General features: G+C 41.1%; 21 protein-coding genes. 3 read left to right on the forward strand and 18 right to left on the reverse strand.

What is annotated here, in order from left to right:
- Positions 1 to 20: 20 nt before the first annotated feature.
- The 4 genes from LV83_RS09575 to LV83_RS09590 all read right to left on the reverse strand — a co-directional run bounded on the left by LV83_RS09575 (position 21) and on the right by LV83_RS09590 (position 6018).
- Entirely contained in the window at positions 21 to 674 is a 654-nt protein-coding gene (locus LV83_RS09575) for a LolA family protein (protein WP_111611331.1), read from the reverse strand.
- A gap of 33 nt (positions 675 to 707) precedes the next feature.
- Positions 708 to 3212 carry an FtsK/SpoIIIE family DNA translocase gene (locus tag LV83_RS09580; RefSeq protein WP_111611332.1) on the reverse strand — a complete coding sequence of 835 codons (2505 nt, stop codon included), beginning with the start codon at positions 3210 to 3212 and terminating at the stop codon, positions 708 to 710.
- A 53-nt stretch (positions 3213 to 3265) separates the two neighbouring features.
- A complete protein-coding gene (locus LV83_RS09585) occupies positions 3266 to 4306 on the reverse strand; it encodes a quinone-dependent dihydroorotate dehydrogenase (protein WP_111611333.1) in 1041 nt (346 codons plus the stop codon).
- A 215-nt stretch (positions 4307 to 4521) separates the two neighbouring features.
- Positions 4522 to 6018, reverse strand: a complete 1497-nt coding sequence (locus LV83_RS09590; protein ID WP_111611334.1) for a M28 family peptidase — start codon at positions 6016 to 6018, stop codon at positions 4522 to 4524.
- 278 nt (positions 6019 to 6296) lie between these two features.
- On the opposite strand from LV83_RS09590, the gene gcvP reads away from it, so the two are divergent.
- Positions 6297 to 9185 carry an aminomethyl-transferring glycine dehydrogenase gene (gene gcvP / locus LV83_RS09595; protein ID WP_111611335.1) on the forward strand — a complete coding sequence of 963 codons (2889 nt, stop codon included), beginning with the start codon at positions 6297 to 6299 and terminating at the stop codon, positions 9183 to 9185.
- 192 nt (positions 9186 to 9377) lie between these two features.
- Here gcvP and LV83_RS09600 read toward each other — a convergent pair whose 3' ends face one another.
- The 3 genes from LV83_RS09600 to LV83_RS09610 form a co-directional block, all read right to left on the reverse strand.
- Positions 9378 to 9692 (reverse strand): hypothetical protein, encoded by a 315-nt coding sequence (locus LV83_RS09600; RefSeq protein ID WP_111611336.1) that lies wholly within the window; start codon positions 9690 to 9692, stop codon positions 9378 to 9380.
- A gap of 245 nt (positions 9693 to 9937) precedes the next feature.
- Complete coding sequence (gene lipA / locus LV83_RS09605; RefSeq protein WP_111611337.1) at positions 9938 to 10816, reverse strand: lipoyl synthase; 879 nt, start codon at positions 10814 to 10816, stop codon at positions 9938 to 9940.
- Positions 10817 to 10870: 54 nt separating this feature from the next.
- On the reverse strand, positions 10871 to 11599 hold the full coding sequence (locus LV83_RS09610; RefSeq protein WP_111611338.1) for a hypothetical protein: 729 nt from the start codon (positions 11597 to 11599) through the stop codon (positions 10871 to 10873).
- A 70-nt stretch (positions 11600 to 11669) separates the two neighbouring features.
- Between LV83_RS09610 and LV83_RS09615 the strand changes: the two genes are divergently transcribed.
- Together LV83_RS09615 and sdaAA are read left to right on the forward strand one after the other, a co-directional pair.
- A complete protein-coding gene (locus LV83_RS09615) occupies positions 11670 to 12074 on the forward strand; it encodes an OsmC family protein (protein ID WP_111611339.1) in 405 nt (134 codons plus the stop codon).
- 144 nt (positions 12075 to 12218) lie between these two features.
- Entirely contained in the window at positions 12219 to 13127 is a 909-nt protein-coding gene (gene sdaAA, locus LV83_RS09620) for an L-serine ammonia-lyase, iron-sulfur-dependent, subunit alpha (RefSeq protein WP_111611340.1), read from the forward strand.
- On the opposite strand, the gene LV83_RS09625 is transcribed toward sdaAA, so the two are convergent.
- The 11 genes from LV83_RS09625 to LV83_RS09675 all read right to left on the reverse strand — a co-directional run bounded on the left by LV83_RS09625 (position 13116) and on the right by LV83_RS09675 (position 25566).
- On the reverse strand, positions 13116 to 13577 hold the full coding sequence (locus tag LV83_RS09625) for a hypothetical protein (protein ID WP_111611341.1): 462 nt from the start codon (positions 13575 to 13577) through the stop codon (positions 13116 to 13118). The genes sdaAA and LV83_RS09625 overlap by 12 nt on opposite strands.
- Positions 13574 to 14512: a calcium/sodium antiporter gene (locus LV83_RS09630; protein ID WP_111611342.1), complete on the reverse strand. Its 939-nt coding sequence runs from the start codon at positions 14510 to 14512 to the stop codon at positions 13574 to 13576. Before LV83_RS09630 ends, LV83_RS09625 begins: the two co-directional genes overlap by 4 nt.
- Positions 14513 to 14519: 7 nt before the next feature.
- Positions 14520 to 15164 carry a uracil phosphoribosyltransferase gene (gene upp / locus LV83_RS09635; RefSeq protein ID WP_111611343.1) on the reverse strand — a complete coding sequence of 215 codons (645 nt, stop codon included), beginning with the start codon at positions 15162 to 15164 and terminating at the stop codon, positions 14520 to 14522.
- A gap of 66 nt (positions 15165 to 15230) precedes the next feature.
- Positions 15231 to 16529, reverse strand: a complete 1299-nt coding sequence (locus LV83_RS09640; RefSeq protein ID WP_111611344.1) for an OmpA family protein — start codon at positions 16527 to 16529, stop codon at positions 15231 to 15233.
- Positions 16530 to 16641: 112 nt separating this feature from the next.
- Entirely contained in the window at positions 16642 to 18156 is a 1515-nt protein-coding gene (locus LV83_RS09645) for a flotillin family protein (RefSeq protein WP_111611345.1), read from the reverse strand.
- A gap of 12 nt (positions 18157 to 18168) precedes the next feature.
- Positions 18169 to 18735: an NfeD family protein gene (locus LV83_RS09650; RefSeq protein WP_111611346.1), complete on the reverse strand. Its 567-nt coding sequence runs from the start codon at positions 18733 to 18735 to the stop codon at positions 18169 to 18171.
- Between the two features lie 190 nt (positions 18736 to 18925).
- Positions 18926 to 19474, reverse strand: a complete 549-nt coding sequence (locus LV83_RS09655; RefSeq protein ID WP_211320475.1) for a lipocalin family protein — start codon at positions 19472 to 19474, stop codon at positions 18926 to 18928.
- Positions 19475 to 19482: 8 nt separating this feature from the next.
- Complete coding sequence (locus tag LV83_RS09660) at positions 19483 to 20277, reverse strand: tryptophan-rich sensory protein (protein ID WP_111611347.1); 795 nt, start codon at positions 20275 to 20277, stop codon at positions 19483 to 19485.
- A gap of 4 nt (positions 20278 to 20281) precedes the next feature.
- Entirely contained in the window at positions 20282 to 21673 is a 1392-nt protein-coding gene (locus LV83_RS09665; RefSeq protein WP_111611348.1) for a mercuric reductase, read from the reverse strand.
- 115 nt (positions 21674 to 21788) lie between these two features.
- Complete coding sequence (locus LV83_RS09670; RefSeq protein ID WP_111611349.1) at positions 21789 to 22370, reverse strand: hypothetical protein; 582 nt, start codon at positions 22368 to 22370, stop codon at positions 21789 to 21791.
- A gap of 262 nt (positions 22371 to 22632) precedes the next feature.
- The gene (locus LV83_RS09675; RefSeq protein ID WP_111611350.1) at positions 22633 to 25566 is read right to left on the reverse strand and encodes a S9 family peptidase; all 2934 of its coding nucleotides are present in this window, start codon (positions 25564 to 25566) and stop codon (positions 22633 to 22635) included.
- Between the last annotated feature and the right edge of the window lie 294 nt (positions 25567 to 25860).

The raw sequence follows: 25860 nt of genomic DNA on the forward strand, positions 1-25860 counted from the left end.
AGTATAAGGAAAAAACTCGACTACCTTAAATCAATTACCTCAATTCCTGGATATTGCTTTGTGTCAAACGCAAAATAGTTAGAAGGAAGATTGGCGTTTAGCTTAAGATTCTTAAAGGTGTAGGAAAATACACCTCCTTGACCGTCGAACATCTCCCAACCGAGTAGGTTAGAGTTGCTTTTGTCAATCATCAGCTTGACCTGTTCGAAGGGAGCATTGTTCTTCTCAGCTAGTAATTCTACTACTACTGCTGTTTTGCCTTGAAATTGTTTTTCCGAAAGTAGTTTATAGCTATATCCAGATTCGTATATTCTGTAAATATTTGATGGCGTGAGTTCACCTTCCATTTGATCAGCATCATTGATGGTAACTTCCTTATAATTATCAGATTGGATATAAGTCCAAACCGTCTTACCATCGTTGTAGATTTCCTGATCTGGGAGTTTTAGGCGGTATTGCTCGCCTTTGACAGCGATATCACCCGACTGTCTATCTCCAGTGCCGGAGGCATCTTGGAAAGTGAAGTCAAAATTTGCAGTAAAACCATTCATTGCCTGAAACTTTTGGCTCATTGCATCTAAAACAACTTTTGCTTTAGGGTCTTTTTGAGCGGTGGCTTCGAACGAGAATAGTATGGCTAGAAAAAGCGTATAAACTAGGGCGATTTTTTTCATGTAATGGTGCTGTTGGTACTAATTGAACAGCTATTACAAACTATTCAATAACCGTTCCAAACTAGCTTCATCCTGAATAAGCACCTCGCGTGCTTTTGACCCTTCAAAAGCTCCCACGATTCCCGCAGCTTCCAGTTGATCGATAATTCGTCCAGCGCGATTGTACCCTAGTTTGAGCTTGCGCTGAATCAGAGAAGTGCTGCCTTGCTGATGCATCACAAGCAGTCTCGCAGCATCGTTGAAAAGTGGGTCAAGATCTGAAAAATCAACATCTCCAACAGAATTGTCAGAATCTTCCCCTTCAAATTCAGGAAGTAAATAAGCGTCAGAATAGCCCTTTTGCTCACCTATCCAATCGCAAATAGAATCGACTTCAGGTGTGTCTAAGAAAGCACACTGAATACGCGTCATTTCCGATCCGTGAGATAAAAGCATATCTCCCATACCGATCAACTGATCTGCTCCACCTGCATCTAGGATAGTGCGGCTATCGATCTTGGAGGTGACCCGGAAAGAAAGCCGTGCTGGGAAATTCGCCTTGATTATACCGGTTATCACGTTAACTGAAGGTCTTTGCGTAGCGACTACCAAGTGAATACCAATTGCACGTGCCAATTGTGCAAGTCGTGCAATCGGGCCTTCAATTTCCTTACCTGCAGTCATCATCAAATCAGCAAGCTCGTCAATTACCAAAACGATGTATGGCATAAAGCGATGTCCATTGTCTGGATTGAGCTTACGTGCTACAAACTTCGCGTTGTATTCCTTGAGATTTCTGGTGCCGGCATCTTTCAGAAGATTGTATCGATTGTCCATTTCGATACAAAGAGAATTTAGCGTATAAATCACCTTTTTGGTATCGGTGATTATGGCCTCTTCAGCTCCTGGAAGTTTTGCCAAAAAGTGCCTCTCGATCTTGTTGAAAAGTGTTAATTCTACTTTTTTAGGATCTACCAGAACAAACTTCAATTGTGAGGGATGCTTCTTGTAAATCAGCGAAGCCAAGATCATGTTCAACCCTACCGATTTACCTTGACCAGTGGCACCAGCCATCAGCAGGTGAGGCATTTTTGCCAGATCTACTACAAAGACTTCGTTGGAAATTGTCTTGCCTAAAGCGACAGGAAGATCTTTGTCTGAGCGCATGAATTTCTCCGTGCCCAAAACAGCCCGAGCTGGGACAAGCTCTCTATTTTTGTTTGGCACTTCTATACCGATCGTACCTTTTCCAGGAATTGGAGCTATAATCCGAATTCCTAAGGCAGCTAAGCTTAATGCAATATCATCCTCCAAATTCTTGATTTTGGAGATTTTTACACCAGGTTCTGGGACGATTTCGTAAAGTGTTACTGTTGGTCCGATTGTCGCTTTGATCTCCTGAATTCCAATCTTGAAGTTTTCAAGAGTCTCAACAATCTTGTTCTTGTTGTCTTCAAGTTCCTGACGACTTACTGTGACTTTTTGGACGTCGTATTCATTCAGCAAATCAAGCGTTGGATATTTATAGTGTGGAAGGTCGAGGGTAGGATCATACGCGTCTAAATTTTCGACTTCCTCAGCTGTTTTTTCCTCGCCTGCAGGCTTTACGACAGAGAAGTTTTTTTCGTCAGCTTTTCTTTCTGCTTCACGATCTACAATAGGATCCAGGATGTTCAATTGAGGAACATCGAAAGCAATCTCCTCTTTCTTAGGCTTTGGTGGTGACTCAGGGGTTAGTGCTATTGGTGACGTTGCTTTTTCATCTTCCTCTTGACCCTTGACAATCCAAGAACTACCGTCGTCGTCAATTTCTTCTTCATCTTCTAATTCCTCATCCTCTTTGAAAGGGTTTTTAACAGGAGAAGCAGCGACGGTTTCTAGCTCATCTTCTTCCAATTCTGAATCGGAAGTCTTTGCACTAAACCAGTCCAATTTGTCAATGTCAAAAAAGAAAATCACAAAAATGAGCATGGATCCGCCCAGTAAAATGAACGTGCCCCAGCTAAGAAAATCCGCGGAAAGCTTAGCCAATTCATAGCCAAACCCGCCCGAAAGGAAGCTCCAGTAGGAATAGCCTTGGATCAAAATGACCACATATCCTGTCAATAAACCTAGCCAGAACGTGAAGAAAAGAGCGAATGATGTATAACGTGTGAGGGAAACAAGAGAGATTTTGAAAGCCCATTTGAACCCAAGCAAAAACAGAAATGGAGGAAATAAGAAGGCTGCAATTCCAAACCAGCGATAAATCATCCAGTTTCCTGCTTGCGCACCTAGGTATCCTAGCCAATTAGTAGATTCACGGGCAGTATCTCGAATCGCCTCGTCGGGATTATTCATAACCAGACTTTGATCCGCAGGGCCATTCAACAGGTAGCTGATAAATGCAATAAACAGAAAAATAGCTGAAGACATTAGCAGTATTCCCAGCGTCAAGCTGATCTTGGCTGTTTTTATCTTACCAAACGAAAGAGTCGGTGCTTTGAAGCCTGCTCCTTTCTTTTTGGTGGGTTCTCCTTTTTTTCTAAAAGTATTGGTCCTTGGTGAATTGGTGGCCATGTATTCGATTCAAATCCGATTTAAGATAAGATTAATGAATTTAGATTGACAAATTACTGCGAAAAATGAGCCAATAATCCTTTTTTAATCTTTTTGATCAACCCAGGTCCCTCATAAATCATGCCCGAGTACACTTGGATCAAGCTTGCTCCGGCCTCGAGTTTTTCAATTGCATCCTCGGCCGAAAAGATTCCACCCACTCCTATGATTGGAAAGGCCTTATTCGACTTATCAGAAAGATATCGGATGACTTCAGTACTTCTTTTGCCTAGCACTTTTCCACTGACCCCTCCAGCACCAATGGCTTTTACTTCAGCCTCGGAAGTGCTCAGTTGTGAACGATCGATGGTTGTGTTGGTCGCTATTACCCCATCAATTTTTGTTTCTTTCACGATTTCGATGATATCGTCCAATTGTCCGTCAGTAAGGTCTGGAGCAATTTTTAGCAATATTGGTTTTGGCTTAGGCTTCAGGTCATTCGCATTTTTTACGGCCTGAAGCAGGGCTTTTAGCGGTTCTTTTTCCTGCAAATCTCGAAGATTTGGCGTATTTGGAGAGCTCACATTCACGACGAAATAATCCACGTGATCATGCAGTGCTTCCAGACAAATCAAATAATCATCAACCGCATTTTCGTTTGGAGTGACTTTGTTTTTACCAATATTCCCTCCCACCAAGACGTTTGACTTGCGTTTTTTCAAACGCTCCACTGCCTCGAAAACTCCTCCATTATTGAATCCCATACGATTGATAAGTGATTCGTCTTGAGGAAGTCGAAACAAACGAGGCTGAGGGTTTCCTTCCTGAGGTTTTGGGGTTAAAGTTCCAATCTCGATAAAGCCAAAACCGAGCATGGCCATTTCATCGATTACCTTTGCGTCTTTATCAAATCCTGCAGCTAGTCCAACTGGATTCTTGAACTTCAATCCAAAAACTTCCCTTTCTAGCTTTTTGTCTTCCAGTTTGAAAGTCGATTCTACAATCGAGCCAACAATTGGAAGGTTGAAACTGAAGCGTGTCAGATCAACAGTAAAGTGATGTGCATCTTCAGGTTTTTTTAAGAAAAAAAGTGGCTTGAGGAGGGATTTATACACGGAGTTTTTGATTGGGTTCTTGGGGCAAAGATATCGTTTTTATAAAATTTGATGATTGTAAAAGTGAAATCAATTTTCTTGACTACATAGTTGAGTCGTTTCGGTAATATGATTAACCAAAGTTGACGTATCGGGAGCTATCTCATTCTCCTTTAAAACCAAAAAAGGCTACTGGATTTCTCCAATAGCCTTTTCAGTCTAAGAGATAAAATTAATTATCTCTCAGTTCTAGTGTTTGTGCCATCAACTCTTGGCTTATTTTCTCTGTTGGCTACGTCCCAAACTGTGTGGAAAATTAATCTTGCTCTCTTTTCCATTAATGGGAATTCGATTTTATCCACCGTATCAGTTACTTGGTGATAATCGTCATGAACTCCGTTGAAGAAGAATGCTACTGGGATGTTATGCTTCGCAAAGTTGTAATGATCTGATCTGTAGTAGAATCTGTTTGGATCATCTTCAGCGTCATATCTATAATCCAAGATCAAGTCTGAGTAAGTGATGTTGTTGTATTCAAGGATTTTTTTCAAATCTGTAGAAAGCATTTCAGAACCGATCACATAGACGAAATCTGTATTTTCAGCATCTTGATATTCGTAATCAATTCGACCCACCATGTCAATGTTGAAGTTTACTACTGTGTTTTCCAGTGGGAAAATTGCATTGTCAGAGTAGTACTCAGATCCCAAAAGTCCTTTTTCCTCACCAGTTACATTTAGGAATAGAATGGATCTTCTTGGTTTGATGCCGTCTTTTGCAGCCATAGCAAATGCTTCAGCAATTTCAGTAACAGAAACAGTTCCTGAGCCATCATCATCAGCTCCGTTGAATACTTCGCCTGTGCTGCTTACTCCTACGTGATCATAGTGAGAAGAAATAACAACTAACTCATCTTTCTTATCAGTTCCTTCTAAGTAGCCCATTACGTTTGAGCTTTCTACCTCTTCAACTATCTTCTCGATTTGGTAGGTAGCTTTTTGAGACTTGATAGACTCAGGATTTGTTTTTGCTGCTTCTTTAAGCTCTTCTACAGGCGTGTTGAATAATTCGCCCATTTTGTCAGAGCTTACCATAAATACTGGTTTTTGCTCAACTTCCTTAGGGAAGCCAATTCTTCCTTTACCTGATAAGCTTTTGTAACGGTTAGCAATACGGTCAAAATTAGCCTGACCTTCCATAGTTACTATCACGATTCCTGCGGCACCAGCATCCATTACTTGGGTCAAGAGATCGTTTGACCTTACGCCTACAGCCCAGATGCCTACCAGTTTGTCTTTTACGTCAACTTTAGCAAGGTTTTCTTCGGATACTAGACCAAGGAAAACTAGGTCAGTTTTCGCCGCTTTCTTCATATCACCGTCTCCAATGAAAACGAAATCCTCATTATTGACCAATTTATTTTTGCCTACTTTCAGAGAAACATCACCAAAAGAAGCGCTTACTAGCTCTACTGGCTGTAAGTAACTTCCAGCTACAGGACCAGTTAAGCCAATTTTCTTATAAAAGTCTGCTAAATAATTAGCGGCTACTTTTTGTTCTTCAGAACCCGTGTCTCTACCCTTCATTTCGTCAGATGCTAGGTATGTAAGACGTTCTTTTAGGTCTCCAGCGGTAATTGTGTTGGCGTACTTCACCTGCGCAGGTTGCTGAGCCAACGACGGAAGTGCAAGGCCAAGAGCCATTGCGCCCGTCAATAACAGACTTTTGTTCATCAGTATATAGTTAGGTTTTTTTGATTTCAGACTGAAATCTCTCTAAGAACACTCAAATAACCAAAGAGTGATTAAAGGTCTGATTTCAATCTATTTGCATTTCAGGCGCTAAACTAGAGAAATTTTCTACCCTTCAATAAACCGTTTATAAATTTTGATCGAACAAAAAGGAAATAATGGGGTTCATGAAAGCATTATCTTTCAATAAATTGTACCTTTGCACCTTGAAAAATCAGCAGATTTCAAACCCAAATAGTTCATCGTCTTAACGTTCTTATATGAAGATCAATCTTTCTAATGCTGTCAAATTTGAGAGCAGACACAATGGCCCGACAGATGCAGAGATCTCAGCGATGCTGGAGAAAATCGGAGCTTCAACTTTAGAGGAATTAATCAACCAAACCGTACCAAAATCTATCCAACTGGAGCGTCCGTTGGATCTTCCGGCAGCAAAGTTGGAATCTGAGTTTTTGAAGGATTTCAAAAAACTGGCTTCCAAAAATAAGGTATTCAAGTCATTTATAGGATTGGGATACTACGATACTTTAGTACCTGGAGTGATTTTGAGAAACGTCCTTGAAAATCCAGGATGGTATACTGCCTACACTCCCTATCAGGCAGAAATAGCACAAGGCAGATTGGAAGCTTTGATCAATTTTCAGACCGTAGTGATGGAATTGACAGGAATGGAGCTTGCAAATGCTTCGCTGCTTGACGAAGGAACAGCAGCTGCTGAGGCGATGAATATGCTTTTTGCTGCAAAGCCACGAGAAAAAAAGAACGCGACAAAATTCTTTGTAGACGAGAAAGTATTTCCTCAGACCAAAGCAGTCCTTGAGACAAGAGCTGAGCCAGTAGGAATAGAGTTGGTTTATGGTTCCATTGATTCTTTGGACCTGACTGATGAGAATCTTTTTGGAGTATTGTTTCAATACCCAGATGCTGATGGAGAAGCGCGTGATTACTCTGCGATTGTGGCCGCTGCCAAAGAAAACAATGTAACTACAGCGTTTGCTGCTGATCTTTTAGCTTTAACTCTGTTAACCGCTCCTGGAGAAATGGGTGCTGACGTAGTGGTTGGATCTTCCCAGCGTTTTGGAGTACCAATGGGCTATGGTGGACCTCACGCTGCATTCTTTGCTACCAAGGAGGCTTATAAGCGTCAGATTCCGGGAAGAATCATTGGTGTTTCTCAGGATCGCGAAGGCAACAAAGCTTACAGAATGGCTTTACAGACCCGTGAGCAACATATCAAAAGAGAAAAAGCAACTTCAAATATTTGTACGGCACAGGTTCTTTTAGCTGTAATGGCTAGTTTCTATGCAGTCTATCACGGACCAAAAGGTCTGAAGAATATAGCATTAAGAACACATGGACTTGCTAAACTAACGGTAAAGGCTCTTGAGCAATTGGGTTACGAAGTGCCATCCAAGAATTTCTTTGATACCATTAAAGTAACTATTGAAACCAAATCGCTAAATGCGATACAGTCTTTGGCACTTTCTTCAGAAATGAACTTCCGTTATGACTTCGATACAGTTTTCTTGACGTTTGATGAAGCTAAGACTTTGGAAGATGTTGCTTCTGTTGTGGAAGTGTTTGCAAAAGCAAAAGGAGTAGAAGCTCCTGATCTATCTGCTTTGGCTTCTGGGATTGAATTGGAACTTCCAGAAGGATTGGTAAGGACTTCTGAATACTTGACTCATCCAGTATTTAACAACTTTCAAAGTGAGCATGAGATGCTCCGTTACATCAAGCGTTTGGAGAACAAAGATTTGTCTTTGGTTCATTCCATGATTTCGTTGGGATCTTGTACCATGAAGCTGAACGCAACTGCGGAAATGATCCCAGTGACTTGGCCTGAGTTTGGACAAATGCATCCATTTGCACCAACTGACCAGACTGCCGGATACCAAGAGCTTTTTGCAAACTTGAGACATTGGCTGAACGAAATCACTGGTTTTGCAGATACTTCTCTACAGCCAAATTCTGGTGCGCAAGGTGAGTTTGCTGGACTTATGGTAATTCGTGCGTATCACCAAAGTAGAGGTGATCATCATAGAAATATAGCTTTGATCCCAACTTCCGCTCACGGTACCAACCCTGCTTCGGCTGTCATGGCTGGAATGAAAGTGGTGTTGGTGAAATGTGACGAAAAGGGAAATATTGATATAGAGGACCTCAGAGAAAAAGCAACAGCTCATTCTAATGATCTTTCCTCACTTTTGGTTACTTATCCTTCTACACACGGAGTATTCGAAATAGCAATTCAGGAAATCTGTCAGATCATCCACGAAAATGGTGGACAGGTTTACATGGATGGAGCAAATATGAATGCGCAGGTAGGTTTGACTAGCCCAGGAAGAATTGGAGCTGACGTTTGTCACCTGAATCTGCATAAAACATTCTGTATTCCTCACGGTGGTGGTGGACCAGGCATGGGGCCAATTTGCGTAGCAAGTCATTTGGCACCATTCCTTCCAGGAAATCCTGTCGTGAAAGCTGGCGGAGAGCAGGCTGTATCTTCTATCTCAGCAGCACCATATGGTAGTGCGAGCATTTTGCCAATTTCTTACGCATACATCGCAATGATGGGTGGAGATGGCTTGAAGAATGCTACGACCATGGCGATCTTGAACGCGAACTACATCAAAGAAAGATTAAAAGATCACTTCCCGATTTTATATACGGGAACTCAAGGAAGAGCCGCGCATGAGATGATCGTGGATTGCAGAGCTTTCAAAGAAGTTGGAGTTGAGGTTGAAGATATCGCAAAGCGATTGATGGACTATGGCTACCATGCACCTACTGTTTCTTTCCCGGTTGCAGGTACGTTGATGATTGAGCCAACTGAGTCTGAAACTAAAGCTGAATTGGATAAATTCTGCGATGCCTTGCTATCTATCCGTGCTGAGATCCAGGAGATCGAAGATGGAAAAGCTGATAAAGTAGAGAACGTATTGAAAAATGCACCGCACACTGCGACTATGGTTCTTACTGATGATTGGAACTTGCCTTATTCCAGAGAAAAAGCGGTGTATCCACTTGAGTATGTAAAAGGGAATAAATTCTGGCCTACTGTACGTAGAATTGATTCTGCTTTCGGCGACAGAAACTTGATCTGCAGCTGTATTCCAGTGGAAGCTTATGCTAGTGAAGAGGCCTAATTGGCTTTGCAGATAAATAAAGAAAGGGCTGCCATTTGGTAGCCCTTTTCATTTTAACTGCAGAGATCCCCGAGGTCATGCGGAGTGCGCAATTGTTTGTATTCAATTTTATATTTCAATTAACGAATGTGATATTTTGTCCTAGCGGGACAATGACTGGTAGGTTATTTATGCTTATTCACTACTGATTGTTTACATCATCGGAATTTTATCATCTTTCGAAAGTTGGATTTCCAAGCCTCCGATTTTTGATGCTACAAAATTGTAAATCACTGCTCCCAATGCTCCGACTACAAAACCTATTATTCCATACATGATGGGAAAAACAATTACCATGATTAATCCTATGCCACCTGCTCCGGCAATAGGAAAAGAATCACCTAACAAGCCAGAAAACGCAGATAGGAAAATCGCATAGAATATGCCGATTACAAAGCCAAGGACACCCAGTGTCAAACCATAGATTTTGGCTGCGGAGGAAACTCCAATTTTTTCAATTTTTACCATTTGGTTAAAAGTTTAGTGTGAGATAATCTCTCTCAAAATATTAAAAAATTAGGCATAAAAAAAGCACACCCCAAATGCGCTTATAAAAATTGCCTATTAAGTTTATGGATGTTTCTTTTTGCAAAGTGAAAAAAGAACCAAGGAATTGGTTGACACTAGCGAATTCGCTACTTCGGTCACCCGTCTTCGGTCTTCTGTCGGGTAAAGCAGAGAAAGTTAGGGTACTGCATCAATTAGCGTAATATCTACACATTCACATGTCTTTCGGCATGGTAAGAGGATCTTACCAATGGTCCTGACTCTACATATTTCAATCCCCTAGCCAATCCTTCTTCTCTATACTCGGCGAAAAGGTCCGGGTGGATAAATTCAGCCACTTCGATGTGCATTTTGGTAGGCTGTAGGTATTGCCCCAGTGTTAGGATATCACAGCCATGTTCTGCCAGATCATCCATTGCTTTGAACACCTCTTCTTTTTTCTCTCCCAATCCTAGCATAATACCAGTTTTGGTCCTCTTGCCATATTCTTTTGTCAACTTGGTTTGTTCAAGTGAACGGGCATATTTTGCCTGAGGGCGAACTCTTCGGTAAAGACTTTCCACAGTTTCCATATTATGTGAAACAACTTCCTGCCCTGCGCTGATCATTCGGTATAGTGCATCCCAATTTGATTTGACATCTGGGATAAGAGTTTCTATGGTGGTTTCAGGAGAAAGCTCTTTAGTTTGAATTACTGTTTGATACCAGATTTCAGCCCCTTTGTCTTTCAACTCGTCACGGTTAACAGAAGTCAATACAGCATGCTTTACACCCATGAGTTTGATTGCTTCAGCTACTCTTCTTGGCTCGTCGGTGTCATACTCTGGCGGTCTGCCAGTAGCTACAGCGCAAAAGGAACACGAACGTGTACAGACATTCCCTAAAATCATAAAGGTTGCAGTACCGGCTCCCCAGCATTCGCCCATGTTTGGGCAATTGCCGCTTTCGCAAATCGTATGAAGCTTGTGCTCATCTACCAGTTTGCGGACTTTGGCGTATTCTTTTCCTACGGGAAGTTTTACTCTAAGCCAATCTGGCTTTTTTCTTCGGGTAGCTTCTTCGGAAATTACAGGTAATTCGATCATTGATTTCTGATTTGATGCAAAGGTAAGTCAGGCAAGGGCAAAACCCAAGTTGACTTACTGTCTGAACCCGTAGAAAAACGTGAAGTAAACTGATTGGAATAGCTGACGATTTTCTGTAGTTGGGATCAGAGGAATTTCTTTGGTAAAACCCTCGAGCATATAACCAAGTTCCAATCCTGTTGCATTTGAGCGAAAAACTCCAAATTCAAAGGATAATGCAGCCTTAAGATTGGCGCCAATAGCAAACTCTGATTGCCCTATTCCTTCGAAAAGACGACCTGTGCCTAAAATATTGAATCGACTTTGGTGAATTTCTGGATCGTATTGCTCGCGTACAGTTTCTACTCTGTTCAGTGCATATTCTATGTAATAAGGAGCAATGAGCCCGAATGTTGGCCCAACAGCCGCAAGCGCTGAAACTTGTACACCTTGATTTGGTGCTTTTTTGAAGAGGATTATTTCACGACCATATTGTGGTCTGATCGAATAGAGGTAGTTAGACTTACCGAAAATATAGCTGTTGCCCAGAACGGTATTGTATCTGATTTCCTTTGGGTTCTTCACATTGGAAAGTTCCACAGCCCAAAAGCTAAACTGTGTATCGTCCAATCGTGTACCTACTTTGAAGACTATACCACCGATTAATCCTCCATTCGTGTTCTTGTTTAAGCCAAACATGTATTCCTTATCATATTCGTAATTGCCTATGTCTTCTCTTTGGGCAAAAGAATCAATGGAAAAGGTGAGTAATAACAGCGGTAAAATGAATTTCAGTTTGTTCATTCGGGTTGGTCGAAAATATAGCCCTATTTTTGGGTGTTAGTATTTTAACTGATTTTAAAAATAAGAGTTTATGCCCACTATAAAAAGTTCATATTTAGGGAATTTGAGAACAGAGTCTGAGCACCTGCAGTCAGGTACCCAATTACTTACCGATGCTCCTGTTGATAATAATGGAAAAGGCGAGAAGTTTTCTCCTACTGATTTGGTTGCTAGTGCTTTAGGAAGTTGTATGGTGACGATTATGGGCATTGTCGCAACTAGAGATTCTGTATCTTTAGATGGCTTAACTTGGGAAGTGACTAAAATAATGCAGTCTAATCCTCGAAAAATAAGTGAAATCCTTGTTGATTTTCACTGGGAAAATCCAATTAATGATGCTGCAATGATCCAAAAATTGAAAAATGCAGCCAAGACTTGTCCAGTTGCTTTGAGCTTAGATCCAGAGATTAAGCAGACGCTGAAGTTTGATTTCTGAGTAATCTAAGTATACGACAACAGCAATCTATGATTTGTTAGACTTTAATTGGAGAGCCACATCGGTCTTCTAGCTAGTATTACAAAGAAGTTTAGATTGCTGTTATTATCAATAAGTAAACTATAGAATATAAACCCACCCAACATGAGTTATTTATTTGAATCCTTTAAGGGCTGGAAAAGCTATTGTGAAGAGAAAAACATATCGCTACCTGAGTCGGTAATTGAATATGAAGTAGATCAGAAAAATGGCACACAAGATCAGATAAAAGCAGGTCTTTTGCAGGCGTATGGAGTAATGAAAGATGCTGTGAAAACTGGTTTGGAGGAGGAAATGACATCCCGTTCTGGAATGATCAACAATGGTGCGAAGAAAGTATATAATCATCCACTTTCAGTGCTTTCTCCGGAGTTTCAAAAGCTAATTTCTAGAGCATTAGCTGCCAAGGAAGTTAATTCTTGTATGGGAAGGGTAGTTGCAGCACCTACGGCAGGGGCGAGTGGGATATTGCCAGGAACTTTGGTTACGCTACAGGAAATCCATGATTTGACTGATGAGCAGATTGTTGAGGGACTATTGGTAGGAGCAGGAATTGCACTGATTATAGAGGAAAAAGCGAGTTTGGCAGGTGCTGTGGGAGGATGTCAAGCCGAAACAGGCTCAGCTGCAGCTATGGCATCTGGAGCAATCGTTTATTGCTTGGGAGGAAATACTGATCAGATTTTCAATGCTGTGGCAGTGACTATTCAATGCATGTTGGGATTGATATGTGATCCAGTGGCAGGCTTAGTAGAAGTACCCTGTGTGGTTAGAAATGCAAGTGCAGCAGCCATTGCTTTCAGTTCTGCTCAGATTGCTTTAGCAAATGTAAGTGCTGTCATCCCTGTAGATGAATGTGTGGAAGCAATGGGTGAAGTTGGAGCTTCAATGGAAAGTCGCTACAAGGAAACGGCTCTTGGAGGATTGGCAGCTACTTTGACTGGACAGGCTATTTCTGAGCGGGTTCTGATAAAAGATATAGAAATATTACCTGATGATGAATTAGAGCAATAAGCTTTGGACAAAAGGAACCGCTAAAATTTTATCTATAGTTAGGCAAATGATTATTGCCCATAAACATGCACTCCAGAGCATATGCATGTAAATGTGTCTTTTTTTGACTCCAAAGGAAACCATGATCAGTGTCCCTCCGACAGGTGTAAATAAAAGAGGGGTAAAGAATGCAATTCCTATTTCACCGTATTTTCTCCAAAGATGAACTATTCGTCTATTTTTTGTGGAGAAGATCAACTTTGGTTTTTTCTGGAAATTACCTTCGAAAAGAGCCTTTATCTTTGATCCCAGAAGTGTAAAAATCATTACACTTGTCATCATTCCTGCAATAGTGATCAAGATATTCTCAATTGTAGAATAGCCTGCGGCAGAGCCTAAAACAGGTCCAGCTAGAAATTTAAACCAAGCTAGAAAGTAAATTCCGAGAAGGGTTAGAATATTCTCGATCATAGAAGGAAGAACAAGTAGGCAGCATAGCTAAGCAATAGTAGCGAGCCTTCAACTTTTGAAACTCTCATCTTCGTACGCATGAGCACGAATAAGAACAGCGTAATCCCAAGCATCCAAAGGAAATCTGAATCGATAAATTCTTGTGATACTCCGATCGGCTTAATGATCGCCGTAAGGCCGATTATGGATAGAATATTCATGATATTGCTACCTAAAATATTCCCTAATGCTAAATCCGTTCTTTTGGATAAAGCGGCTATAATTGAGGTGATTAGCTCAGGAAGACTAGTTCCAATAGCGATGATAGTAACTCCAATTATTCGTTCGGAAACCCCGAATTCTCTGGAGATTTTTACGGCATTTGTCACCAATAGTTCTGACCCAAAATATAATCCTAAAACGCCTCCAAGAAATAATGCAATGGAGGCAAACCAAGAGTAATTTTTCACCTGTTCTATTTCCTCTTCTACTTCCGTATTATCCACCAACTCTGATGTAGGGCTTTTGAAAAGGAAGATATTAAATCCAATAAATAACCCGAACAACAAGATGCCTTCCCAAATTCCTATAAGTCCATTGTAACTTAAGCCATAGAAGAGAATTGAAACTAATAAGGTCACCAAATAGTCAAAGCGGATATGGCTTTTTTTGATCAAAATGGGATAGAAAATACCACTTATTCCGAGTACTAGGGCAATATTGGCAATATTAGAACCAATAACGTTCCCTATAGAAATATCACTATTGCCTTTCAAAGCAGCATTGACGCTTACTAATAACTCTGGCGCTGATGTGCCAAATGCAACTACTGTCATTCCGATCAAGCCTGCGCTCATGCCTAGCTTTACAGCCATTGCGGAGGCACCGTCTACGAGTATTTTTCCACCATATAACAAAATAGCCAAGCCAAGAAATAATAGAAAGTATGGGAGCATGGAGTGATTAAAGTTTTGGACCAAAAGCAAGATCTCCTGCATCTCCTAGCCCAGGAACGATGTAGGATTGGTGGTTTAATTTTTCGTCAATTGCACCTACCCAAAGTGAAAAAGAGCAAGAAATATTTTCTTTGATGTAATCGATGCCTTCGGGAGCAGCAATGACTGAGGCTATATGAATATGTTTGGGTTTGCCATGGGTAAGTAGGGTAGTGATAGATTCTACTATTGATTTGCCCGTGGCAAGCATAGGATCGGCTAGGATTACGATCTTTCCTTCTAAACTTGGGCTCGCGTGATAGCCTAGTTGGACCTTGACTTCTCCTGCTGTACTTTCATCTCTGAATGCCCCAATAAACCCACTTTCCGCTTTATCGAAATAATTTAAGAAGCCATTATAAAATGGTAACGAAGCTCTCATTACTGAGATAATAACTGGATTATCTGTAGCTGTGAACACCGAAGTTGAAGTGAGTGGAGTTTGTATGCTCTTTTTGGAATATTCGAAAGACTTTGAAATTTCATAGGCTAAAATTTCACCCATTCGCTCTAAGTTTTTCCGAAATCTCATTCTATCGTCCTGTGTGAGTACATCTCTCATTTCGCTCAAGAAATGATTTGCCAAGGAAGGAGTGTCAGATAAAACAAACATGCTGCGAAGATAAAATAAAAACCCGGCTCTTTGGGAACCGGGTTTTTGTAAAGTTTGAAATAATAGTTATTTCACTTCAAAGCTAGCTCTTCTAGCCATTTGCCTAGCATCGGTAGATGATTTGTCTACGCTGGTGTCCTCACCATAACCTTTGAATGAAAGTCTTGAAGCGTCAATTCCACTGGCAATTAAGACATCGTATACAGACTTAGCTCTTTTCTCAGAGAGTTTCATGTTGTAATCTTCAGGGCCTAGTTCGTCAGCATATCCTTTGATTTCAACACTTAAGCCAGGATTCTTTTTTAAGAAGTTTGACACATAGCTGGCGGAGCTAGTTGAGTAATCGAGAGGTTTAGCGCTATCAAAAGCATAGTAGACATTCACATAGCCGTCATTAATCGCTTTTTTGAAAAAATCAACTTGTTCTTTTATCTCTTCTACTGGACATCCATTTGTAGAAGATGGGCCAGGAATGAAAGGGCATTTATCTAGATGATCAGGAGTTCCATCACTATCAGAGTCCATCGTTACTCCTGAAGTGTTCACTCTTGCTCCAGCGGGTGTATTTGGCTCTTTGTCCAAGTAATCAGGAATGCCATCGCCATCCGAGTCTTTCAACATGTCTTTGATACCATTGATTTCAGAAGCAAGCTCTGCTTTTGTTGCATATTTATCAGCAGCGATATACCAATCTGCATGCTCTTCATTTTTTCCAAGGTAGAAATTAAGTCCTAGGGTAGCCGTCCACCAAGTTCCTGTGGCATGTCCATTAGGCACTTCTGGCAAGTCCGGTCTGCCAGGTGAATTGAATTCATTTCCATCAAAAGTATATCTTTGACGACCATTGATAATTACCGCGGTATTACCAGCTAAAGAGATTCTGTTTGATATTTTATAAAGTAAAGCAATACTCGAATTAATAGAATAGACTTGGTCAGGATTAAAGTCTATTATATCCTCTGGTCGGGCCTCGTGTTTGAGATACCCTACACCTGGACCAAAAGTCATTAAGGCTCCGAACTTTCTGGTAAATGATTCCCAGTTCATTATCCGAGATAAATTAAAAACGCCTTGAAAACTAACGTTTACATACTTTGTGCTAAATTCAGGACTCTCATCTTTAAACTCGGAGAAGGACCCAAAACCACCATCAGCTTTTAAACCGAATTTTTCATTGAGCATGTAGCGTACACCCAAATCCAGATGACCTAAATTTAATGTTGGAGATAGATACCCGGGAGTAATTGGTCCCATAGGTTTATTGAAGCCAGCATTTGCTTCTAGAGACCAGCGATTGAACTCACTTTGCCCAATTACAATATTTGCTAGCCCTAGAAGAATCAGGGTAAGTAACTGTTTTTTCATTTGATGAAGAGGTAATTTTAGGATGATTTGGCAAATCAACGCAAAATCTATGCTCAATTCAATAAATTTTGACAATAAAAAAGCCTGGAATGGACCAGGCTTTAGGGTAAAGTTATTCTTCTTCAGGCTTGTGCTCCTCCTTCTTTTTTTGAGGTTCTATTAGGTCATCACCTTTCAAATAGGTTGGGAGATTCAGTCCTGCCATGTTAAAGAGTTCATTTAATGGAGGTACAGTTTTCATCATTCCTGATACAAAATTAGCTGTGGATCCATTTCCGTTTTCACCTTGGCCGGAATCCCAAACGGTGATCTTATCAATCTTGATATTTTTGACTGCTTCCACTTGAGTTTTTACTAATTCAGGTAATTTCTCAATCAAAAGAAGCTGGAAGGCTTTGGTAGGATCTCCACCTGCTGCACTTACCACTTCACGGTAACCTTCCGCTTGTTTGGTCAATATTTCGTAAAGGCCTCTTGCTTCTGCGTCCATCTTGGCGAAGATAGCGTCAGCCTCGCCCTTGGCCTGTTCTCTGATTCGCTCTGCCTCGGCTTGGGCATCTATGATTGCTCGTTGTTTAGCGATTTCTGCCGGTACGACAATGTTAGCATTCTGAGTGGATCTTTCTCTGTCGGCTCTAGCAGTTTCAGCTTTTTGCTCCGCGAGATAGGCTTCTTCGAGTGCTCGGGCACTTTGCACTTTTTCTGATGCCAAGGCAATTCTTAACGCTTCTGCTTCTTTTTCTCGTCGCTGAGCATCAGACTGAGCAATGGAGATTTTAGCTTCGTTTTCTCCTTTGATTGCGACGGCGTTTGCTTCGGAAGTTTTTACTCTGGTATCCCGCTGAGCCTCAGCTTTACCGATACTCTCGTCCTTGGCTGCTTCCGCGATGCTAACTTCTCGGTTTTTATTGGTAATAGCTATTTTCACATCACGATCACGTTGGGTGTCTGCAATCTGAACATCCTTTTCACGATCCGCGAGCGCCTTTCCCGTTTCACCTATTTTTTCTTGCTCAGCAACTGAGATCTTTGCCTCGTTGATTGCTTTTGCAGCAGCTTCTTTACCTAGGGCTTCAATGTATCCAGACTCGTCTTTGATATCCGTCACGTTGACGTTGATCAGCTTCAAACCGATTTTCTTGAGCTCACTGTCTACATTTTTAGAAATGCTTTCCAAAAATTTATCCCGATCAGAGTTGATTTCCTCGATAGTCATGGTAGCGATCACCAAACGCAATTGGCCAAAAAGAATATCCTTAGAAAGCTCCTGAATTTGCTCATGGGCCAATCCTAACAAACGCTCAGCGGCGGTATTCATCGTATCTGTATCCGTTGAAATCGCAATTGTAAACCTACAAGGAACATCCACGCGGATATTTTGACGGCTAAGTGCATTAGTCAAATTAGCTTCGATGGAAATCGGCTTCAAATCAAGGTATGCATAATCCTGAATAACAGGCCAGATGAATGCTCCGCCTCCGTGAATACAGCGTGCGGATGTACCTCCAGTTTTACCGTATACAACTAGGATTTTGTCTGACGGGCAGCGTTTGTATCTTGAAACAAGTGCTAGAATGGTCACGAAGGCGACAATGGTCGCAACGACGATCAGTATTAATGGATCCATGAATGAATTGAGTTAAAGCTTTTCTACGATAAGGATATTGCCACTTTCTACCCGCTTGATTCTTACGGTGGCGTTGGTTTCTATTTTGTCTTGTTCGGTCATGGCATCAATTTCACGCACAGAGCCATTTAAACTGACCATGATTTTACCTTTTCCCTGCATTCTGCCGGGGATAGCTAGGTAGACATCGGCTATTTTATTCAGCGTTTTTTCCAGGCGAAAAGTATTGTCTTCTCCGAGTTTTTGGATTTGCCTAATGATGACAAAAAAGAAATATACAAAGGCAAAGCCTACGGCTAAACTGACTACTATTAGAAGTGTGGTATTTGGGATAAGTTTGTAAAATGAAATCCCTGTCCAGCTAAAACCAAGCAGGAAATTAATCAAGTTACGAAAAGAGAACATCTGAAATGGCGCTTCTCCACCGTCAAAATCACCATCAAAATCAGCTTCCAAGCCATCTGAACCTCCAGATCCGACAAAAGTCAAAATCGTCTGCAGCACAAATATCAAAGAAACCGGTATCGCGATATACCAGAAGAGTTTGAGTTGTGGATCTAATCCATCTAAAAATTCCATGTTCTGTTGAGTTAGTGCCTGCTTTGACAGTCTCAAAATATTAAAAAATATCTAATTACTAATTTTTTATTTTAGAATAATTAAACACGAATTCAAACCTTGATTGTGTGAGCACTGAAAGTCATTTTCTTTAAGGTTCATCAAACCAAAAACTTCAGAAAGTTTACTTCTGGGATTTCAAAATGTTTAATTAATTACACTGTACAGTTTTTTCAAGTTTACTGAGGTCAAATCCTTTCTCTTTGACTCTCTGCAAAATGCCATCATAAGTCGCCGAATCCATTTCTTGAGTTCTTGATAAAATCCAGAGGTAATCTCTATTAGGATGACCAACTACTGCATAGGAATAATCTTTGGCCAGATCGATGATCCAGTATTTTCCCTTGAACGGCCAGAAGAATTGAACTTTAAGCTTTGCATTGCCTGATCCATCTTCTACAAAAGCTTTGGCAGTGGAGGTTTTTGTTTTTCCTTTTGCCGGAAGATTACAACTGTTTTCTACATGGATAGTACCATCCTCGTTCGGTGTATAAGTGGCTTTGGTACAGGTGCATCCTTTCTGAAAAAATTGTGGAAATGAAGCGATTTCGTACCATTCGCCTGCATATTTTTCAAGATCCACGTAAGGAACTGTCTCTAAATCTTGCGCTTGAGTGTTATGAGAAAGAAACATAATGCCTGCTGCGGCCAGTATTGGCATTGCCAAGGCAAATTTTTCTGATTTGTTTAAAGTTCTCATGTTAGGTTTTAGTTGGTTCGATTAAGATTAAATGGTGCAGTATTCCTGTTATTGTAGCCGTGAATACTGACTGCGACGAACAGCATTAAGGCTCCGATTAGTGCCGTCCATTGGATAGCGGGAATGCTTTCCCAATGTCTGACGGCAATGGCTATTAAAGCCCAAATACCTACACAAGCAAATTCTCTCAGGTTTCTAGTGGCGATCATAAACAGATTTACCACTACAGCTACGATGATCATGATTATCGCCCAGGTGATTTCGGTGATTCCACCTGTCCAACCGGTTTTGGCTAGATATGCCGAAATATTCGCAATGGTAGCCACCGCAATCCAACCGCTGTAAAGAGCGATAGGCCACCATAGCCAGAAAATAATAGACCGGGGAGCGTCCCACCGTTCCATGTTTGTATTCAGAATGACAATGAGTAGTGAAGTAAGAATTCCCAGCATCACAATGACGCTGAGTCCTGTGTATTCCAGGAGCCACATATAGATCCAAAGTCCATTTCCTATATTGGCCATGATCAAATATGGACCAATTTGCGAGAGGAAGTCAGAGTCTTTTTCAGTACCAAATGCACTTCGGATAAAGAAAACAGCCTGTGCAAGCAACGCCAAAAAGATCAATCCCCAGATGGAAAATGCATATCCGGCTGGAGTGAAGAGGTTTTCATAATCTGCACTCAGCGAACTAACGGTATTTCCATTGAGACCTTTTGCATTCACCCAATAATTCCAAAAGATGATTGCCAGCAGGACGATCAAGTTGAGAATAGCGTATGCTTTATGTGATTTTTTCATGTGATTAATGATCAACTTTTTTAAGTTGTTGAAGTAGGGTAGGGATGAGTTCAGTTACGGTAGGATGGGTTTGAACTGAGTTCATGAGCGTTTTGTAGCTCAGCTTCGAATACATGGTAGTCAAAAACGTACCGATGATTTCATCGCCGCCAGTGCCAAAAACTGCGGCTCCCAATATTTGCTCGCTGTCAGCATCTACGATTACCTCCATTTTCCCTTGAGTTTCTCCTTTTTCTTTTGCCCTCGAAATATCACTCATGGGCATACGGGCAAATAATAAATTCTTTCCTGACTCCTTTGCCTGCGAAAGCGTCATCCCTGCTCTACCGAGTGGTGGGTCGATGTATAAGGCATAATTGGTAATTCTATCATCCAGTGTCCGCTTCTTTTCTCCTAAAAGCTGATCTGCCATAATTTCAAAGTCATTGTAGGAAGTATGAGTAAATGCGCCTTCGCCATTGCAGTCTCCTAAAGCATAGATTCCTTCTACGTTGGTTACCAGTTTGGAATTGACTTCTACATATCCGTGGTCATCAATTATCAATCCCGCCTTTTCCGGTTTGAGCAAATCAGTATTAGGGATTCTGCCTGTTGCAAGGAGAACGTGTGAACCACTGACTTTTTTTTCTTTCCCGTCTTTTTCGAAAGTAACCGTTATGCCTCCAGATTTTTTATTCTTGCCCTTCATGCATTTGGCACCGCAGATTACTTTTATTCCCTCTTTTTCTAGTACTTCACGGACTAGTTCGGAAGTGTGTTGATCTTCTTTTGAAATCAAGTAATTCCCCATTTCTAAAATAGTCACTTTAGCGCCTAGTCGTTGGAAGATCTGAGCGAATTCCAGCCCGATGTAACTACCCCCAATCACGATCAAGTTATCAGTGACTTTGTCAAGTTGAAGAATGGAGGTGTTTGTTAGGTAATCCACGTCGTCAAATCCCTCAGGAATTCTTGCTCGAGCACCCACATTGAGAAAGATTTTATAAGATTTCAATACTCTCGAACCGACTTTTACCCTGGTCTTGTCAAGGAATGAAGCTGTCCCCCTTATCATCGTGACCTGAGGTGAGTCTGCCAGAGCCTTTCTTATTCCAAGTCTAGAATCTGTCACAAGTTTGTCCTTTCGTTTCTTGATCGCTTTTAAATTGACTTTGGGCGATTTGGGCACTTCGATTCCCAGATTATGAGCATTGGAAATTGCCCATGCAGCTCTTGCACTTGCTACATAAGCTTTCGTTGGTGTGCATCCTGTATTAACACATGTTCCGCCTAAAGCGCCTTTCTCAACTATTGCAACTTTCCATTTTTCCTTGGCTAGCGCCAAAGCAAGGGGATTCCCTGCCTGGCCAGAACCTATTATGATGGCATCAAAAGTTTCTACTCTGTCCTCTATCATGGGTTAAAAAGTTTGATAAATGAATTTTGTTTCTCTAAAAGTTACAAACAGAAAGCCAGACACAAAAAAAGGAGCCTGATATTCATACTCCCTCCCAAGAAGTATGTTTGTTTTCTTAGATTTTTGAAATTATCCAATTCCTTACGTTTCCATGAAATTCATTGATAGCCTTGGTGTGGAAGTAGGGATAAATGACCTTGTCCCGGAACCAAGAGCCACTTCTATAAAATGTTTTATGCGAAACTTGTGTTTTGCCATTTGGTAGTGACTTGAATCGGATGAACTGGGAGCCTTCAGATTTGGAGTTCTCCAAATAGCAGATTCTAATCAGCTTTTTCGCTTTATCTATTTCCATTACTTCATGACCCACTTGAAGTTTTATGGCTCCATTGAATACATGTAAATTCAAAATGAGGACTTGTCCTTTACCCATTCCGCCAGTATAAACCTGTCCGGGGAAAACCTCTTCTCCGGTTTGTCTGGAATACAAGTGATGAAAATGTATCATTCTCCCGCTCCATGCTTTTTCAGGTGAAATATTTATGTAGCTATCCCAAACTGTGTCAAAATCCTGTTCATACATGTAGGTCTCCAAATGTTCATGATAGTTGGGATCTGTATCTTGATAGCAAATGGAGCGTAGCTTCGCAAAATCTAGTTCTGAATTACGGCTCTTCTTTTCGGTGGTTTCTTGCATGAGGTATTACTATTCGTTTTTGCGAATTAGTTTCAAAGAAAACAAATGTCCCTCTATCGAACAATCGTTTGGTGATAGGAGGAAGAATTGATTGGTCGATAGTAATTTTTTGAAGCAGTCAGGAGACTGCATTGCCATAGTTCAAAGCTCGCCTGGCGAGGACTTCAACGAAATGAGTTGTGTCCTCTGCGAAACCCTCCGTGCTCACCGTGGTTAAAAAAGACTTTCAGAAAAAAAGGAGCTTTTTACAGCTCCTCTCAGATTAAAATGCTCTTTCTTCCAGATGTTCATCTAGATCAATTTTATCAATTCCTTTAGACATCCATTCAGGAGCTTTTTCTCCTTTGAGATGATGATCAAAGAACTCCATCATTCGCACCGAGTAATCCTTTCTGTTTTCCAGTTTACCTAGCCCGTGATTTTCTCCTTTGTATTGCACCAAAATCACTGGTTTTTTCAATCTTCTCAAAGCTGAGTAATATTCAATTCCCTGAGTGAAGTCCACAGCACCATCCTTGTCATTATGTAGCATCAAAAGTGGAGTGGTTACATTTTTCACATGATAGACTGGGCTGTTTCGCTCGTATGCTTCCCAGTTTTCCCAAGGTCCTCCGGTAAATCTACCCTGAGATGCTTCGAAGATAGACATGTTTCCTCCTCCTGAATTCCAGTAGATCAAATCATACATGGAAATCATATTAGTCAAAGGTGCGCCCGCAGCAGCTGCTTTGAACATATCGGTCTGAGTGATCAGGAATGAGGTTTGATATCCACCCCACGAGTGACCGTGAATACCGATATTTTCCTCATCAATCACGCCAGTCTCAATAGCAGCTTTTACCCCAGGGATAACGCACCAAACCGCCGACATGCCAGGATCATCCATTGTGTAAACGATATCTGGAATAAATACGGCAAAGCCATTACTTGTGTAAACATTCGGGTTCCAGCCAGTTCCGCTAAAGCCAGGGTTTGTCCAGTTGTGACGAGTCTGGGAGAGCTTTTCATAGTAATATACTACTGTAGGATATTTCTCCCCTTCCACATAATTGGCAGGAAGGAAAAGCGCTCCCTGAAGCGAGTCTCCTTTATCTGAAACATAATCAACCAATCTAGTGCCAGCAGACCAAGCATATTTATCTGCTTTTGGTGCGTTTTCAGTCACTTTTGTTGGCGATGAAAGAGATGCATCTGCTGTCAAAATTTGAGTTGGTGTATTGAATGTTTCCTTACTAAAGAAATACACATCCGCATTTTCTGCTTTTCTCAAGGAGCCAATACTCGCATCTTCCCAAATCAGAGATTTTGCGCCTGGCTCCAAACCTTTTTTGGAAGCATTAATTACAGCAATCCCACTTTTCTTAGTCCATTCACCGTAGGTTCTTATGTAAAGAGGCTTGCTGAGATTGATGCCTTTTTCATCCGGATCCAAAGAGAATCTGTATTGATACCTGATCTTTTCTGTTCTGCCATTTTGGGTAAGATTCACAGCTTCACCCTTTGCCGTCACTGGTACTTGCCAGATGTCCCAACCGTCATTCAATAACACATATTGGCTATCACTGCTCCAACCCAGAGAACCCTCCAAAGGCTTTTTCACGTTGTGATCGTCATCTTCATTTACGAAAGAAACGGGTAAGCCAGCAGTCAGATTAGTCTCCTCGCCTGAGGCTATGTCGTAGCTGTAATAGTTGCCATCGTAGCCATAAATTAGCTTTGTGCCGTCGGTAGAACCACGAGGGTAGGAAGAATATCCCGGTAAGTAGAAGTTGGTGAAAAGTGTCTTTTTCTCACCTGTCATGAGATCTACTATGTAGAAATCCTGGTAATTCTGTCCGTCAAGATTACTTTGAAGTTCATAAGATTGATTATCAGATCCTACCGCATATTTCTCCTTATCCAAAATACTTAGACTGCGCATGCTGCTATCCTGAAGCTGAATATGCTTGCCGGTGGCCACATTGTACATCGCATAGAAACTGTAGTTTTTATCCTGGTTTTCCAGCACTTGCTGACGGGATTGAAGACGGCTGTCGTTCCAATGCCAAATGGTCATATCAGGCTTATCGGCATCGTTGTCTTTGGGACTTACTTTCCCTGAATCCAACTTCGAAAGTGCTTTTTTCAAGTCAGCTATGGAATTCATCGAAGTGTCAGCCATGATTCTTTTCATCGCTTCCGCCTCTGCCATCTTCACAGAATCCTTATCCAGTTCTTTCTTTACCTCTTCTTTTTTGGCTAAAACCAATGGATGAATTCCGTAAAAGAGTCTGGTCAAATCCTCTGACCACATCGGGCGACGATTTGGGCTGATTGTGTATTCTTTAGAAAATCCAGTGGAATCTTTCGCAGGATCATAAACAGCCACCTGAGGGCTGTTAAGGTTTTTCACTCCAACCAATTTGCCTTGGTCTTGCTTATACTTTTTGTCTTTGACCATTTTCAAAGCTGCAAATGCATCGCCTTTTTCAGTCCAGTTAAGAGACTTGTAAGAAGCTTTATCGGAGTCCAGCACGGTGGTACTATTACTACTCAGGTTCAATAAGTAAATGCCATTTCCAGATTGATTGGCAGCATCGACCGTATAGGCTAGGTAATTGCCGCTTTTGTTGAAAGAGAATTCCGCAACATTTCCGAAATTCTGAGCCTTCTTTGTATTCAGGTGATAAATCAACAAATCGGAACCTTTGGCATCTCCGCCTCCGTCTTTGGTCAGATTGATGGCCAGGTGCGAGGAAGCTTCTCCATTGAAAGAAAAGTTACTCACGTTTTCGAAGGTCTTTTTGTCTTCCTTATCGCTTGATCCTAATTTCATTAGTGTAACCTTGTCATGAAGCGGTTTTCCCTTTGACTTTTTATTGGCTTCTTTTTCCTTGAAAGTTGGATATTCTTTGAATGCTATCCACTTGCTATCCTCACTAAATTGAATGGATGGGTAGGAGGTAAATCCTATTTTAAAAGTTTGAGTGGAATCTGGGTCGCTTACATACTGAAGGATCACTTCTCCATCTGCTTCAAGAGCAGTCACCCCATAGGCAACCCATTTGCCATCGGGAGAGATTTGGAAAGTGCCTGTGTTCATGGATTTCCAAGTGGGAATATCCTTCCAAGAAATGGGCTTTGGAGCTTCATCTTGAGCATTTGCCAGGTGAAATACCAAGCAAAAAAGCCAGAAAAATGTAAAGAGTTTTTTCATCTGTTTAAAATTGTTTTTTAGCGGTCATATGGAATCTCGCATGGGAAATAATCATCCCAGTGTGTGACTCTTGAGTCATGCCTGTCTGCCTCAGGCAGGCTCGATTTCATGTGATTTTTTATTTAAGAATGTAAAATAAGTTTTTTTGATAGAACTAGGGTGTCAAATTGATAGATCATCAAAAATGCGTGATGAAAAAGTAGATTATTGGGTTTTGAGAAAGCAAAAAGTCCCAAATCTTCCGATCTGAGACTTTCTGAAAATTGCAAACCGAATAGTTGAAACGTCGTTTTC

Source organism: Algoriphagus yeomjeoni (genome assembly GCF_003259505.1).
Classification (GTDB): domain Bacteria; phylum Bacteroidota; class Bacteroidia; order Cytophagales; family Cyclobacteriaceae; genus Algoriphagus; species Algoriphagus yeomjeoni.